Genomic DNA, 15817 nt, shown 5'->3' with positions numbered 1-15817 from the left:
TGCGCACTCCTGCGTCTGTGAGGGATTTCGATGCAAACCTATCACCTGTTTATCAGCCATTCGTGGAATTACGCCCACACCCACGACGACCTCGTGCGCCTGCTCAGAGCGCAGCCGGGTTTCACCTTCAAGAATTTTTCGGTGCCACCGCATAATCCGATCCTCGACGCGCCCACCGACAAGCAACTCGAAACAGCCATCGAAGACAAGATCCGCCCTTGCTCCGCCGTGTTGATCATGGCCGGCGTGTATTCGACGTACAGCAAGTGGATCAACAAGGAAATCGAGATTGCCAGGCGCATGGGCAAGGTGATCATTGCGATCAAGCCCTTTGGCGCCGACCGGATTTCCACGGTAGTACGCAACGCCGCCCACGCCGAGTGCGCGTGGAACACCAAAAGCATCGTCAGTACCATTCGACTGCACACGGCGGTGTAACCATGCGCAAGGGACTGTTCATCGGAATTAACCATTACGCCCATGTTCCACCGCTGAGCGGCTGCAATAACGATGCGATGGCCATGGCATCGGTGCTGGAGCGCCACGCCAGCGGCCGACCCAACTTCAGCAGCAAGGTTCTGACGTCGGCGGAGGACCATCTCACTCACACGTTTTTGAAGCAGCAGATCCAGAGCCTGTTCTCGGGTGATTGCGATGTGGCCCTGTTGTACTTCGCCGGCCACGGCCAGTTCGATACCAGCATCGATGAAGGCTTGCTGATCCCTCAGGACTTCGGGCACGGCGTAGAGGGCATTCGCATCAGCGATGTCTTGAAATGGGCGGAAGATGCTCAACACATCAAGAACAAAATCATCATTCTCGATTGTTGCCAGGCGGGTGCAGCAGCGGCCATGCGCGGGTTGCGCGGCGGCAGCAGCATTGTCAGCGAGGGCTTGACCATCCTCACCGCCTGCAAAAAGGATCAAGCGGCGATGGAAGGTCGGGGCCACGGGGTTTTTACCGATCTGTTGCTGCAAGCGCTTCACGGCGGAGCCGCCAATGTGTTGGGCAAAGTCACGCCCGGCAGCGTGTATTCGTTTGTCGATAATGCGTTGGGCGCCTGGGAACAGCGACCGGTATTCAAGACCAACGTGTCGCAGTTTGTGCCGCTGCGCGAAGTCGCGCCGCTGATCGCTGAAGACACCTTGCGCAAACTCAAGGACTGGTTCCCGGAGCCCAGCTACGTCTATCGACTCGATCCGAGCTACGAACCGACCGCCTCCGCGTTCGATCCCGACAACGGCGAAATCTTCAACCAACTGCAAAAGTGCAACCGCCACAGCCTGATCGAACCGGTCGACGCCGAGCACATGTACTTCGCCGCCATGCACTCCACCGGCTGCCGCCTGACTGCGCTCGGCGCCTACTACCGCGAACTCGCGATCAAAGGACATTTCTGATGCCAGTGTTTATCAGCTACCGGCACACCGACCGCGCACAGGCAATGGCCATCAACGAACGCCTGGTGCGGGCCAACATCAAAACCTATCTTGATGTGCTGGATACCGAATCCCAACTGACCGATGACATCACCGCCGTGATCACTCGCAACATCACCGACTGCACGCACTTGTTGGCGGTGGTTTCACAGGAGACGGCGCAGTCGTGGTGGGTGCCATTCGAAATTGGCGAAGCGACCATCAGCAATCGGCGGATCTGCTCATTCCAGATCGGTCAGAGCGCCCTGCCGCTGTACCTCGATAAATGGCCGAAACTGAGTGGCGATTCTGACATCAGTTTCTTTATTGATGCTTATCGGGAGGAAACCCTTTCCAGTCGATCGGTGGGGCTGGAGTCGTTCAGCGAGGCCATTCGCAGCGTGTACAAGCGCGATGCGGACATGTTTCATGACAAGCTGAAAACGCGAATTCGCCGCGGCTTCTGACCGGCACGCTGGTGACGCCGCTCCCCTGTGGGAGCTGGCTTGCCAGCGATGGTCGTTAACGTTGACGCTGGCTGTCTGAATGAACGTGTCGCCCTGAAGTCCTTCGCGAGCAAGCTCGCTCCTACAAGGGACCGTGCAAACCAAAGTAAAAAAAGCCGACATCACTGTCGGCTTTTTCGTGGGTCACTGCTTCGGCGGCTCACCGGGTTTCGGCACCGGGTCCTCGAACAGATTCAGCCGCTCGCGAAGCTCATGCGCCGGCAACGGTTCTTTATCCGCCGGCAATGCATTCGGATCCACCGGCGTGGCCGGCACTTCACCCGGGCCGCCCTGGCCTTGAGTGGGTTCCGGCGCCGGTTCCGCGCCTTGCGAACCTTCGATGGCGCGCTGGGCCTTTTTGGTCAACACGATAATGTCGATACGACGGTTCACCGGGTTCAGCGGATTATCGCGATCAAACAGGGCTGACGAGGCATAACCGACAACCCGCGCCACTTGCTGATCTGGATAACTGCCCGCGACCAATGCACGACGTGCGGCGTTGGCACGGTTGGCCGAGAGTTCCCAGTTACCGAAATCGCCAGTGCCCGAGTACGGCTTGGCATCGGTGTGGCCGCTGACGCTAATTTTGTTCGGCACCGCTTTGATGGTGTCGGCCATGGCCAGCAAGATGTCTTCGAAATACGGTTTCAGGCGGGCACTGCCGGAGTCGAACATCGGGCGGTTTTCGGCGTCGACGATCTGGATGCGCAAACCGTCCGAGGTGATCTCGAACAGAATCTGGTCCTTGAATTTCTGCAGTTGCGGATTCTCTTCGACCTTGTTCTGCAGTTCTTGCAGCAACAGTTCCAGGCGTTCCTTTTCGACCATCTCGGCCATGCCTTCGACCTGTTCGGTGTCGACGGTCACTTTGTCCGGCTGCGGCTGGGATTTCACCTCGGGGTTGAGGGTATTTTCCGGCGCCAGGGTTGGCGAGCCACCGAGGTCGATGATGTACGGCGTGCCGCTTTCGGAAAACCCGACCGGGTCCTTGAAGTACCCGGCGATGGCGATCTTCTGTTCCGGTGTCGCAGTGGACAGCAGCCACAGCACCAGGAAGAACGCCATCATCGCCGTCGCGAAGTCGGCGAAGGCGATTTTCCAGGAGCCCCCGTGATGCCCGGCCGCGTATTTCTTTACGCGCTTGATGATGATCGGCTGGTTATTTTCCATGACTTAGCGACCGCGGACCGCTTGTTCCAGCTCAGCGAAGCTTGGGCGATGCGCCGGGTACAAAACTTTGCGGCCAAATTCCACCGCCAGCGATGGCGGCATGCCGGAAGCCGACGCGACCAGCGAGGCCTTGATGGCTTCGTAGATGTTCAGTTCTTCCTTGGCATCGTGGGCCAGGGAATGGGCCAGCGGACCGAAGAAACCATAAGCCGCGAGAATACCGAAGAAGGTACCGACCAGTGCCGCACCGACGTGCAGGCCGATGGAGGCCTGATCGCCTTCACCCAGGGAGGCCATGGTCACCACAATACCCAATACCGCCGCGACGATACCGAAACCGGGCATGGCGTCGGCAATGCCGTTAACGGCGTGGGACGGGTGGTCCAGATCTTCCTTGAGGCTGGTCAGCTCCATGTCGAACAGGCCTTCGAGTTCATGGGGCGCCATGTTGCCGGAGGACATGATGCGCAGGTAGTCGCAGACGAATGCGGTCATCCGCTCATCTTTCAGAACCGACGGGTACTTGGCAAAAATCGGGCTCGCGGCGGCGTCTTCGATGTCACCTTCAATGGCCATCATGCCTTCGCGGCGGCTCTTGTTGAGGATCTCGTAAATCAGCCCCAGCACTTCCAGGTAGAAGGTGTGGTTGAAGCGCGAACTGAACATGCTCAAGGATTTCTTGAGCACGTGCAGGGTCATGTAACCGGGGTTGGCCTGCAGGAATGCACCGAGGGCCGCGCCACCGATGATCAACACCTCGAAGGGCTGAATCAAGGCGGCAATCTTGCCGTGGGAAAGCACGTATCCGCCGAGCACGCTCGCGAATACGACGATGATGCCGATAATTTTAGCCATAGGTAGGAGAGCACTTACTGAGTCGGGTTCAAGGTCATATTCGGAAGTTAAAAAATCTCTTCTTCTCCTTATCGGCAAAACTGCGCCAGACTATAGCCCGTTCAGGCGAAAAGCCAATTTGGCCCGCTCCGGGCATAGGTAATGCAGACGATGATCGCGTCCATCCATGGCTAACGAAACGAACGTCCCGACTCCAAAACCGACCACACTCGAAGGCTGGATCAAGCTGCTCGACGGCGTGCGCCTGCCCGTTCCGCAGGCCAGTCACGACCGGGTCTGCAAGGCCATCGCCGATAACCGCAGCTCGCTGCGCGACATCGCGGATTTGATGCAGGACAGCCCTGCCCTGGCCTTGAGCGTGATTCGCGAAGCCAACCGGCACACTCACGGCAGCATGTCCGAACCTGCGGAAAACCTTGAGGTGGCGATCAATCGCCTCGGTTTGAAGCGCACTGAAGAGTTGCTCGCCCGGCTGCCCGCCGAGCCGGAAGCGAACATTCCCGTGGCGCTGCGTCAGCTGCAACTGATCAGTCAGCATGCGACGCAACAGGCCAACGGTTTTTTTGCCGCTCGCCTGGCCCGGCTGTGGCAGGACATCCACTGGGGCAGCCTGCTGTTTCTTTCGCCGCTGTGGCCAATGGCGTTGACCCATCCGCAGCTGCTTGAAGAATGGGAGCTGCGGGTCATTCATAAAGGCGAGTCGGCGCGCAACGTCGAGAAACAATTGTTTGGCGTGCGCTTGCTGGAAATCGCTCAAACCCTGGTGGAAATCTGGCACCTGCCGCACTGGGTGCAGCAGGGTTACAAACTGTTGCTCACGGAACGCAGGGAGCTGGTGAAAGTCCTGCGCATCGCCCGCGACACTGATCACCCGCTGCGCCAGCAGAACCGCCTCGATGACGATCCGACATTGCGCCGCTGGCTCAATCAGCCGGCCAATACCGTGTTGCTGGCCAACGGCCTGGCACTGTCGGCGCAACAGGCCTGGGACAGTCCGCACAGTCAACGCTGGCAATACCTGACCAGCCTTTACCTGCAAATGCCGATGGACGATGTGCAGCAGCAACTGCACCAGCAGGCCGCCAACAGTGCGCGCCAGCACGCCAGGCCCGAGCTCTGGCACCCGGCCGTTGCGTTGCTTTGGCCGTGGGGCACGAACCGCATCCATGCCGGCTTGCTCCCTGCCCCGGCGCCCACCGCAGTCGATCTGACGCACTGGCGCAAGCAATGCGCCGAGCTGTTGGTGGAACCGAGTCGTTTCACCAACGCCATGCACTTGACCAACTCGGCCCGGGACGCGCTGGTCGCCTGCGGCATGCGTCGGGTGATCATCCTGATGGCCGACCGCACCCACGCCAATTTGCGCGTGCACCAGACCGCCGGGCTGCCAAAAGAAGCGGCCGGCCTGAATTTCGTCGTGAGCCAGAGCACCGTGTTGCAACGCCTGCTCTCGCAGCAGGCGCAGGTGCGCCTGACGCCGGACAACAATGCGCAATTTTCGGCGCTGTTGCCCGCCGGCCTGCGAGCGCAGTTCGGTGGCGAGCACCTATTGTTGCGCTCGCTGGTGAATAACGGCCGGGTGATCATGATTGTGGTGGCGGATCAGGGCGGCGGGCCGTTTTCCGAGATCACCGTGCAAGCCTTCGGCAAAACCGCGCAGTGCATCGAAAAAGCACTGCACAGCTTTAGCCATCGCGGCCAATGACCCGCTACAATCCTCCCCTTTGTGCTCTGGAGACCTCACATGTCTGACTTCTCTGGCTTGCCGCTGGTGATCGAGCCGAGCGACTTGCTCCCTCGCCTCGACGCCCGCGATCTGATTCTGGTGGACCTGACCAGCAGCGCCCGCTATGCCGAAGGGCATATTCCGGGCGCGCGATTCGTCGATCCGAAACGCACGCAACTCGGCCAGCTCCCTGCGCCGGGCCTGATGCCGCCGCACGCCGCACTCGAAGCGTTATTTGGTGAGCTGGGGCACAACCCAGATGCGGTCTACGTGGTGTATGACGACGAAGGCGGCGGTTGGGCCGGGCGCTTTATCTGGTTGCTGGATGTCATTGGCCACAGCAAGTACCACTACGTCGACGGCGGCCTGACGTCCTGGCTGGCGGAAGGCATGCCGATGTCGATCCAGATTCCGCCCGTGGTCGGCGGTCCGGTTGCATTGACCCTGCGCGACGAACCCACCGCCACTCGCGAGTACCTGCAAAGCCGTCTCGGTGCCGCCGACCTGGCGATCTGGGACGCGCGCGGACCGCTCGAATACTCCGGCGATAAAGTCCTGGCGGCCAAGGCTGGGCACATTCCCGGCGCAGTCAATTTCGAATGGACCGCGGGCATGGACCCTACGCGCAACCTGCGCATCCGCTCGGACATGCCACAGATCCTCGAACAACTCGGGATCAGCAAAGACAAAGAAGTGATTACCCACTGCCAGACTCACCATCGTTCTGGCTTCACCTATCTGGTGGCCAAGTCCCTCGGTTATCCGCGGGTCAAAGGCTACGCCGGCTCCTGGGGCGAATGGGGTAACCATCCCGATACGCCTGTAGAGATTTAAGGTTTTTAAGGACAGTTAATGAATAAGCGTTTGTTTATCCTCAGCCAATACCTGCTGCCGCACCACTTGCTCTCGCGACTGGCCGGCTGCATCGCCGAATGCCGCGTGCGCTGGTTCAAGAACGCGTTCACCGCGTGGTTCGCCAAGCGTTATCAGGTGGACATGTCCCAGGCACTGGTCGAAGACCTGACGGCCTACGAGCACTTCAACGCGTTCTTCACCCGCGCGCTGAAAGACGGAGCCCGTCCACTGGACGAAACCCCGGGCGCGATCCTCAGCCCGGCCGACGGCGCCGTCAGCCAGCTCGGCCCGATCGAGCACGGCCGCGTGTTCCAGGCCAAGGGCCACAGCTTCAGCGTGCTGGAATTGCTCGGTGGGGACGCCGCCAACGCAGCGCCGTTCATGGGCGGTGATTTCGCCACCATTTATCTGTCGCCGAAGGATTACCACCGCGTACACATGCCGCTGGCCGGCACCCTGCGCGAGATGGTCTACATCCCGGGCCGGATTTTCTCGGTCAACCAGACCACTGCTGAAAACGTGCCGGAACTGTTCGCCCGCAACGAGCGTGTAGCGTGCATTTTCGACACCGAACGCGGGCCGATGGCCGTGGTGTTGGTGGGCGCAATGATTGTGGCGTCGATCGAAACGGTCTGGGCCGGCCTGGTGACACCGCCGAAACGCGAACTGAAAACTTTCCGCTACGACGAAGCGGCCCGCGCGCCGATTTATCTGGAAAAAGGCGCGGAACTGGGTCGTTTCAAACTGGGTTCCACCGCTGTCGTGCTGTTCGGCCCGGATCAAGTGCAGTGGGCTGAAGAACTGGTGGCCGGTTCGCCGGTACAGATGGGCCAAGGCCTGGGCTTGCCAAAAGCCTGATTCACTGCGGCTTTACTGTAGGAGCGAAGCTTGCTCGCGAAGAACCTGAGAACGCCGAGGGGTGTCAGGCCTCCCGCGTTATCGTTGGCGACCATCGCGAGCGAGCTCGCTCCTACAGGGAGCCAGGCAATTGCACTGCCCTTCCCCGGTCCTGAGCTGCTACAGTTCGGGTCATTCACTGCCCATTTCCCGGTTGGAGTTCTTCCACGGCATGAATGAGACCAGCCCCCATCTGCTGTTACGCGCCCCTGTCCCTGCACAGTCGCGCCTGTCGTTTTGCGAAGCCACCCCGCGCGACCTCAAGCGCTGGATCGCCGATCTGCCCAAGGCCAACATCGGCGAAACCGCGCGTCAGCTCTATCAGGGCTTGAGCGAGCTCAACCAGTTACTCACCCCCAGCGAAAATCGCCTGCAACTGCTGGAGCTGCTGCGGCCGGAGGTGTATTTCGTCTGCAAACACCTGGAGCGGCATTTCCTGCACCAGTCGATCGTCCTCGACGAGCGCTCGCGCAAGATCGCCAACCTCTGCCAGGCGCTGCAAAGCCATCTGGCGATTGGCTATAAACAGATCGTCGTGCGCATTGCACCGCGCCTCACCAAGGACCGCGCGCCGCTACTGGCGCAGGCGCTGCAACGGGCGATCCATTGCCTCAACGGTTCGTTGATCCGCGCAACCGAACTCTATTGCCCGGTGCCGGACGGCGTGTGGCGGGAACTGCACCAGCTGTATCGAATCGCCTGCACCCACCGGCTTCAGCACCTGAACCTGCGCGACGAGCTGGCCAGTCAGACCAAAGAGCTGACCATCGAACACACCTACGTGGTCGCGCTCTTGCTGGGTGCCGCACGCTGCAATCAACTGCGCCAGAACCAGATCGCCCGGCTCGCCGAAGTGCTGGAACCGTGGAGTAAATGGATCAAGCTGCAACCCGGCCAGCCCGCCACGGGCCTGTTTGCCGTGGCGCCCGACCTCGATACCGGACCGCGTTACCGCTCGAAGTTTCGCCCCGAGCAACTCGATACGTTGCTTGGTCTTGACCCACAGTCGCTGGTCGCGGCTATCGAAGCGCATTTGCAAAAAACCGCCAGTACGCAGCCGCTCCTCGTCCCGGCCGGCCTGACGCTGGACACCTTGCAGCACCTTCAGGCCGCTTGGGGCCAAACCGCCGAGCGCAGTTTCCAGCGCACCCCCAGCCAGGGAACGTTGACCTTGTGCGTCGGCATGAGCGCGCTGCATTTCTTTCTCGGGGGGCAGCGCCCGTTCAGCGAGATCCTGAAAAACCCCGGCGCCGGCCGCGCGCAGTTCACCGCGACTTCGCCCGTCACCCGGGAGAGAGATCAATGGAGCCATGCCTTCGATGCGGCGCCACAGGGCACCGCCGACGTGCTGCTGCCGTATGAAGAAATCGAATACCCACAACTCGAGAACGACGACAGCCACGATGCTTCCGACCGCAACCGCCACTTCCCGACCTACGCACTGCCGGTGATCAATCACAGCCCGGGGGGCTACTGCCTGGCCTGGCCAGATGCGGTGCCGGCCGAGTTACAAGCCGGTGAAATGGTCGGCATCGAGGATGCGACCGGTGGGGGATGGAGCATCGCGGTGGTGCGCTGGATCCGTCAGGTTCGCGGTGGCGGTACGCAGATGGGTATCGAACAGGTCGCGCCTTACGCAGAACCTTGCGGCCTGCAACTGGTGCGCACCCGGGACGACCACAGCCATTATTTACGCGGCTTGTTGCTGCCGGCCATCAGCGCGATAGACCTGCCGGCCACCTTGCTTGCACCGCGATTGCCGTTTCAGGAAGGTAACAAGGTGCTGATCAACACCAACGGCGAAGAGCGCCGGGCCGGGCTGGACCGGCGGGTGGCGAGTACCAACAGCTTCAATCAGTTTGCCTACCGTTCGCTGGAAACTGCCAGAAACGAAAACGCCGCGGGGAGCGGCGCGGGCGGCAACGAAGAGGAATTTGATTCGTTGTGGAAGACGCTTTGAAAGTGAACCCGCTACCTGTGGCGAGGGAGCTTGCTCCCGCTGGGCCGCGAAGCGGCCCCAAGAAGGACTGCTTCGCAGTCCACACGGGAGCAAGCTCCCTCGCCACATAGGCACTTGTTAAATTCTGCGAGACTCAGAGCTGCCCGTCACGATCCCGAAAGCCCAGCAGGTACAGCACGCCATCCAGCCCAAGGGTGGAAATCGCCTGCTTCGCCGACTGCTTGACCAGCGGTTTGGCGCGGAACGCCACGCCCAACCCGGCAATCGCCAGCATCGGTAAATCGTTGGCACCGTCGCCCACCGCGATGGTCTGCTCCAGACGCAAACCTTCCTTGTGCGCCAGCTCCTTCAGCAGATCGGCTTTACGCTGCGCATCGACAATCGGCTCGACCGCCACACCGGTGACTTTGCCATCGAGCACTTCCAGTTCGTTGGCGAACACGTAGTCGATGCCGAGTTTGGCCTGCAATTGCTTGGCGAAATAAGTGAAGCCACCCGAAAGGATCGCAGTTTTGTAGCCCAGGCGCTTGAGTTCGGCGAACAGGGTTTCAGCGCCTTCGGTCAGGCGCAACGAAGCGCCGATGGAGTCGAGCACGCTGACGTCCAGCCCTTTGAGCAACGCCAGGCGTTCCTTGAAGCTGGCGCGGAAATCCAGCTCGCCGGCCATCGCCCGTTCGGTGATCTCGGACACCTGATCGCCGACCCCGGCTGCCTTGGCCAATTCGTCGATGACTTCGGCTTCGATCAGCGTCGAGTCCATGTCGAACACCGCCAGACGGCGGTTACGGCGGAACAGCGAATCTTCCTGGAAAGCGATGTCGACGTTCAATTCCTGGGCAACGCTGAGGAATTCAGCTCGCAAGGCCTGCGGATCAGCCGCTTCGCCCCGTACGGAAAACTCGATGCAGCCCTTGCCCTTGTCGGCCGGGGTGTCCAGCGGCATGCGCCCGGACAGGCGATCGATGTGGTCGATGTTCAGGCCGTACTTGGCGGTGATCGAGCTCACGGCCTGCAATTGTCCGGCGGTCACTTTGCGGGTCAACAGCGTCACGATGTGGCGCTTCTTGCCCTGATTGCCGACCCACTGCTGGTAATCCTCTTCGGACACCGGCGTGAAACGCACCTGCTGATCAAGTTCATAGCCCTTGAACAGGATGTCCTTGAGCACCGACTTGCCTTGCTCAGTGTCGGGAATTTCAACCAGGATGCCGAACGACAGCGTGTCGTGGATCACCGCCTGACCGATGTCGAGAATGTTCACACCACCCTGGGCCAGAACGCCGGTAATGGCCGCAGTCAGACCCGGACGGTCGACTCCCGTGATGTTTATCAGGACGATTTCGCGCAAGGCGCACCCCCGCAGGTGGAAAAAAACCGCATTCTACCCACTTTCAGTGACCATCGGGCACCGTCAACGCTTTGCCGGTCTAGGGCCTGTCGCTATACTGCGCGTCAACTTCACGGACAAAGAGCCGAGCTCAAGTGAACCGGCCCACGCCAGTAAAAACCGATAACTTCTTTCTGCTGATCTTCCGTGCACTGCGCCACCGCCGTGTACCGATTGCATTGCGCATCGCCAGCCATAACGTGATCCTGGTCGCTCTGGCCCTGGTGATCTACGCCTGTGTGATGGGTTTGCAGTTCAAGCAGGCCATGCACGAGCAGGCCGATGCGCTGGGCGAAAGCCTGACCACGCAGACCGCCACGTCCGCCACCGAGCTGTTGGTGTCCAACGACATCCTCAGCCTCAACGTGCTGCTCAACAACCTGACCAAAAACAAGCTGGTGGCCCACGCGGCCATCTATAGCGTGGATAACCGCATCCTCGCCGAAGCCGGTCAGCGCCCCAAGCACAGCCTGCTGGGTGAAGCCGAAGGCATGTACCAGAGCAAGATCACCTTTCAGGACGTGACCGCCGGGCAACTGCGCATCAGCCTGGACATGGATCAATTCCAGCAGCCGATGACCATCAGCCTGCAAAGCATGGGCATTTTGAGTGCGATTCTGCTGGCCCTGTCCCTGGCCCTGAGCCTGCGTCTGGGTCGAAACCTCTCCACACCGCTGATGCAACTGCGCGTGTGGCTGCGCAATATTGACGAATACACCCCCGCTACCGGGCGTCAGGACGAGATCGGTGACCTGGCGCGTCAGCTGCACGCCAACTTCGCGCCGGAACCGGCCGAACCGGAGCCTGTGCCGGAACCTGAATACGACGAAAGCGAGTACGAAGACGCTGACGACAACGAGCCGTCTTTCGAAGTGCGCAATCTGCGTGACCCGAGTTTCGATGAAACCAAGCCTGTTGCGGGCTTGAAGCCTGCGCCACGGCGGGTTGTCAGCACCGTCGAAGATGATGATGAAGATGACGCGTTTGCCGATTTGCGCGACGAGTCGATGGTCAGTGCACCGAAACCGCTGGTGAAACCGCAGCCATCCAACGTGCCGCAACACAGCGCCGTGCTGGCGGTGCAGCTGGGCGCCCAGGATCAACTGCGTCGACTGCCCCGCGCGCGACTGGAAGAACTGCTTAAGCGCTATCGCGACTGCCTCGATCAGGCGGCCTCGCTCTATCAGGGCGAAGTGCATAGCCTGAATGACGGCAGTACGCTGATGGTGTTCCACACTGAGGACAGCGGTGACGATTACCTCACCAACGCGATCTGCTGCGGCGAGCTGCTGCGGGCGCTGGGCCATCAGTTGCAGATCGAAGTCGCCGACAGCGGCATCACCCTGCAACTGCAGTTGGGCCTGACCTTGGGCGATGAGTTGTTCGGCATGAGCCAGATTGACTTGCTGCTGACCGAGTCTGCTCAAGATGCCCTGGCCCTGTCGCAACACAGCCGCAACCTGCTGCTGGTGGAGCGCAAAATCAGTGACGACGCGCTGATTCGCCAGCGCGCACGGATTCGCCCGATTGCCAGCCCTGAGGGTGCTTGCTGCGTGGAGCGCCTGATGGAGCCGTATCCGTCGATGCTGGAGCGGCAACTGGCGCGGATGCATGAGCGTCGGGCTTAAGGTTTACCCCGATGTGAAGAAACCCGCAGACAAGTGATTGTCTGCGGGTTTTTTATTGCCTGTCCCGCAGCCATCGCTGGCAAGCCAGCTCCCACAGGGTTATCGGTCGTGCACCCTTTCTGTGGACACCATTGAACACTGTGGGAGCTGGCTTGCCAGCGATGGGGCCATCAGCCGCACCGAAGATTTCCAACCCGCAGAAACAACAAAGCCCGCATCTCTGCGGGCTTTGTGCTGGATCAGTCCAGGCTTCAGAATCTGAACACTTCCAAATCCGTGCGGATCGGCGAAGCCATCGGAATCTTCGGCTGTTTCTCTTGCTCTGCCGCCGGAGCCACAGGCTTGGCCGCCGGTTTTTTTGGCGCTTCGGCAATCGGTGGCTGGTTAGCCAGTGGCTTGAGCGCGACCGACAACTGTTCGGCCAGGCGCTGCAGCAACACGCCTTGCGCCTGAACCTGAGCCGCCGTGCCGCCAGCGTGTTGTTCCTGCAGGTGAACGATACGGTTATCGCGAACCTGGCCACGACGGTCGATCAAACGCCATTGCGCATCGAGGATCGCCGGTTGCGATTCACCCGAATCCAGCCGCGTGATGGTCAGCAGTACCTGCACGTCCGGCGTGAAGCCGACTGTCGCTGGCGCCAGCACCACGCGTTGACTGTCGAGATGGCCCGCGACCTGACGCAACAACAGCTGATCGATGTCGGAAGACAGGCTCCCCGCCCAGCGGCCATCGACCGAAGCTTGCAAGCTGCCATCCGGCTGGCGCTGCAACAATGTCTCACGTTGCAAGTAGTCCGCTACCACGACCGGACCCAGCAAAACCGCCATGCCGGCGCTTTGCGCAGGCTGAGCCGGACTTCCGCTGTCCAGCTGATACAGCGACACCGGTTGGTGAACGCTGCAACCCGCCAGGCCAAGAACCCCAGCGAGCATCAAAATAAAAGGAAGGCGCAGAGCAGTCATCGTCCCATCCAGGTGGTTGCCACAAGGCTAACCACAGTGAAAAAACTCAAAAAATATGAAGAACGCTCGGCCACGCCGGCGCTTGAAAGGCCATATCATCCGTGAATATGCGTTCCGACTCCAGCGCCAATGCGTCGATCTACGCGTTAAATCGTAGATCGAGGCCTCTAGGACGCTTAATTGAGGTTTTCGACGAGCAGCGCATCGACTCGCTGGAAGCCACGTGGCAGTTTGTTACCACGACGCCCACGCTCACCTTTGTAGTGTTCGAGGTCGTCCGCTTTCAGCGACAAGGTACGTTTTCCGGCCTGAAGCACCAATGTAGCGCCATCCGGTATGACGGCGATGTCCGTAACATATTCTTCGCGACTGGCCACACGCTCACCGGAAATCCCGATGATCTTGTTGCCCTTGCCCTTACCTAATTGTGGCAGATCGCTGATTTTGAAGATCAGCAGGCGACCTTCGGTGGTCACCGAGGCCAGCCAGTTGTTCTCACGATCGGCCACCGGGCGCGGCAGAATGACCTTCGAATTGTTCGGCAAGCTCAACAGCGCCTTGCCGGCCTTGTTCTTGGCCTGGAAGTCTTCACCCTTGACCACGAAACCGTAACCGGCGTCGGAGGCGATCACGTACAGCGAATCGTCTTCGGGCATCAGCACGCATTCAAAGGTCGCGCCTGGCGGCGGCGTCAGACGACCGGTCAACGGTTCGCCCTGGCCACGGGCCGAAGGCAAGGTGTGCGAGGCCACCGAATAGCTGCGTCCAGTGGAATCGATGAACACTGCAAACTGGTTGGAACGCCCGGCCGCCAGTGCTTTGAAACCATCCCCGGCCTTGTAGGAAAGTCCGGTGGCGTCGATTTCGTGCCCTTTGGCGGAACGAACCCAGCCTTTTTCCGACAGCACAACGCTGACTTTCTCGTTCGGCAGCAGATCGTGCTCGGTCAGGGCCTTGGCCTCGGCGCGCTCGACGATTGGCGAACGACGGTCGTCGCCGTAAGTTTCGGCATCTTTGATCAGCTCGGTGCGCACCAGCTTTTTCAGCTTGGCTTCGCTGCCCAGCAGGGCTTGCAGCTTGGCTTGTTCCTTGAGCAGTTCATCCTGCTCGGCCCGCAGCTTCATTTCTTCCAGTCGCGCCAATTGACGCAAACGGGTGTCGAGAATGTAGTCGGCCTGGATTTCGCTCAGGGCAAAACGCGCGATCAATGCGGCTTTGGGATGCTCCTCGGTGCGGATGATATGAATCACTTCATCCAGGTTGAGGTAGGCAATCAACAAACCGTCCAACAGGTGCAGGCGGCGCTCGACCTTGTCGAGGCGAAATTGCAGACGACGCCGCACAGTCTGCACGCGGAATTCCAGCCACTCGACCAGCAAGGCGCGCAGGTTCTTCAACTGCGGCTTGCCGTCCAGGCCGATGATGTTGACGTTGACCCGGTAGCTCGACTCCAGCTCGGTGCTGGCGAACAGGTGTTGCATCAGCGCGTCGTGGTCAAAGTTTTTCCGTGCGCCGGGAATAATCACGATCCGGCACGGGTTTTCGTGGTCGGATTCGTCGCGCAGGTCGGCGATTTGCGGGGCCTTGGACGGCTTGGCCTGCATCATGGCCGCGATCTGTTCCAGCACCTTGGCGCCAGACACCTGATGCGGCAGCGCGGTGACAATGATGTCGCCGTCTTCAATGTGGTACACGGCGCGCATGCGCACCGAGCCCTTGCCGGTTTCGTACATTTTCAGCAGGTCGGCGCGGGGTGTGATGATTTCCGCTTCGGTCGGGTAATCCGGGCCCTGAATGTGTTCGCACAGCTGTTCGACCGTGGCTTTCGGCTCATCGAGCAAGCGCACGCACGCCGTCGCGACTTCGCGCAGGTTGTGCGGCGGCACGTCGGTGGCCATGCCGACGGCGATGCCGGTAGTGCCGTTGAGCAGGATGTTCGGCAAACGTGCCGGCAACACCAGCGGTTCGTCGAGGGTGCCGTCAAAGTTCGGGCCCCAGTCCGCTGTGCCCTGGCCCAATTCGCTGAGCAGCACTTCGGAGTAGCGCGACAACCGCGCTTCGGTGTAACGCATGGCGGCGAAGGACTTGGGATCATCCGGCGCACCCCAGTTACCCTGCCCGTCGACCAGCGTGTAGCGGTAGCTGAACGGCTGGGCCATCAGGACCATGGCTTCGTAGCACGCCGAATCGCCGTGCGGGTGGAACTTGCCGAGCACGTCACCGACGGTACGCGCCGATTTCTTGTGCTTGGAATCGGCATCCAGCCCCAACTCGCTCATCGCATAAATGATGCGCCGCTGCACAGGCTTCAGGCCGTCGCCGATATGCGGCAAGGCACGGTCCATGATCACGTACATGGAGTAGTTGAGGTAGGCATTTTCGGTGAAGTCAGCCAGTGACCGGCGTTCTACACCGTCCAGGCTGAGATCAAGGGAGTCGCTCATGCG

At 60.6% G+C, this 15817-nt stretch carries 13 protein-coding genes; 8 read left to right on the top strand and 5 right to left on the bottom strand.

The window, feature by feature from the left end; all coding sequences use genetic code 11:
* The first annotated feature begins 30 nt into the window (after window positions 1-30).
* Genes F8N62_RS19795 through F8N62_RS19785 form a run of 3 tightly spaced genes read left to right on the top strand, consistent with a single transcriptional unit; the run spans window position 31 to window position 1885 of the window.
* A complete protein-coding gene (locus tag F8N62_RS19795) occupies window positions 31-438 on the top strand; it encodes a TIR domain-containing protein (protein WP_150712267.1) in 408 nt (135 codons plus the stop codon).
* Window positions 439-440: 2 nt separating this feature from the next.
* A complete protein-coding gene (locus tag F8N62_RS19790) occupies window positions 441-1400 on the top strand; it encodes a caspase family protein (protein WP_150712266.1) in 960 nt (319 codons plus the stop codon).
* Complete coding sequence (locus F8N62_RS19785; RefSeq protein WP_150712265.1) at window positions 1400-1885, top strand: toll/interleukin-1 receptor domain-containing protein; 486 nt, start codon at window positions 1400-1402, stop codon at window positions 1883-1885. Before F8N62_RS19790 ends, F8N62_RS19785 begins: the two co-directional genes overlap by 1 nt.
* 183 nt (window positions 1886-2068) lie before the next feature.
* On the opposite strand, the gene motB is transcribed toward F8N62_RS19785, so the two are convergent.
* Entirely contained in the window at window positions 2069-3097 is a 1029-nt protein-coding gene (gene motB / locus F8N62_RS19780; RefSeq protein ID WP_150712264.1) for a flagellar motor protein MotB, read from the bottom strand.
* A 3-nt stretch (window positions 3098-3100) separates the two neighbouring features.
* Window positions 3101-3952, bottom strand: a complete 852-nt coding sequence (gene motA / locus F8N62_RS19775; RefSeq protein ID WP_150712263.1) for a flagellar motor stator protein MotA — start codon at window positions 3950-3952, stop codon at window positions 3101-3103.
* Between the two features lie 166 nt (window positions 3953-4118).
* On the opposite strand from motA, the gene F8N62_RS19770 reads away from it, so the two are divergent.
* From F8N62_RS19770 to F8N62_RS19755, 4 genes are all read left to right on the top strand, one after another.
* Window positions 4119-5657, top strand: coding sequence for an HDOD domain-containing protein (locus F8N62_RS19770; protein ID WP_150712262.1), 1539 nt, complete (start codon window positions 4119-4121; stop codon window positions 5655-5657).
* A gap of 39 nt (window positions 5658-5696) precedes the next feature.
* On the top strand, window positions 5697-6512 hold the full coding sequence (locus tag F8N62_RS19765) for a rhodanese-like domain-containing protein (RefSeq protein ID WP_150712261.1): 816 nt from the start codon (window positions 5697-5699) through the stop codon (window positions 6510-6512).
* Window positions 6513-6530: 18 nt separating this feature from the next.
* Window positions 6531-7391 carry an archaetidylserine decarboxylase gene (gene asd / locus F8N62_RS19760; RefSeq protein ID WP_150712260.1) on the top strand — a complete coding sequence of 287 codons (861 nt, stop codon included), beginning with the start codon at window positions 6531-6533 and terminating at the stop codon, window positions 7389-7391.
* A 211-nt stretch (window positions 7392-7602) separates the two neighbouring features.
* Window positions 7603-9390, top strand: a complete 1788-nt coding sequence (locus F8N62_RS19755; RefSeq protein ID WP_150712259.1) for a molecular chaperone — start codon at window positions 7603-7605, stop codon at window positions 9388-9390.
* Between the two features lie 133 nt (window positions 9391-9523).
* On the opposite strand, the gene serB is transcribed toward F8N62_RS19755, so the two are convergent.
* Window positions 9524-10738 (bottom strand): phosphoserine phosphatase SerB, encoded by a 1215-nt coding sequence (gene serB / locus F8N62_RS19750; protein ID WP_150712258.1) that lies wholly within the window; start codon window positions 10736-10738, stop codon window positions 9524-9526.
* A 134-nt stretch (window positions 10739-10872) separates the two neighbouring features.
* On the opposite strand from serB, the gene F8N62_RS19745 reads away from it, so the two are divergent.
* Window positions 10873-12405 (top strand): AhpA/YtjB family protein, encoded by a 1533-nt coding sequence (locus tag F8N62_RS19745; protein ID WP_150712257.1) that lies wholly within the window; start codon window positions 10873-10875, stop codon window positions 12403-12405.
* 251 nt (window positions 12406-12656) lie between these two features.
* On the opposite strand, the gene F8N62_RS19740 is transcribed toward F8N62_RS19745, so the two are convergent.
* A complete protein-coding gene (locus tag F8N62_RS19740) occupies window positions 12657-13370 on the bottom strand; it encodes a membrane integrity-associated transporter subunit PqiC (RefSeq protein ID WP_150712256.1) in 714 nt (237 codons plus the stop codon).
* A gap of 176 nt (window positions 13371-13546) precedes the next feature.
* Entirely contained in the window at window positions 13547-15814 is a 2268-nt protein-coding gene (parC, locus tag F8N62_RS19735; protein ID WP_150712255.1) for a DNA topoisomerase IV subunit A, read from the bottom strand.
* Window positions 15815-15817: the final 3 nt, after the last annotated feature.

Source organism: Pseudomonas fluorescens (genome assembly GCF_902497785.1).
GTDB classification, from domain to species: Bacteria; Pseudomonadota; Gammaproteobacteria; order Pseudomonadales; family Pseudomonadaceae; genus Aquipseudomonas; species Aquipseudomonas fluorescens_BO.
The sequence above is the reverse complement of the archived record's forward strand: the minus strand, read 5'-3'. Positions and strand labels throughout refer to the sequence as shown.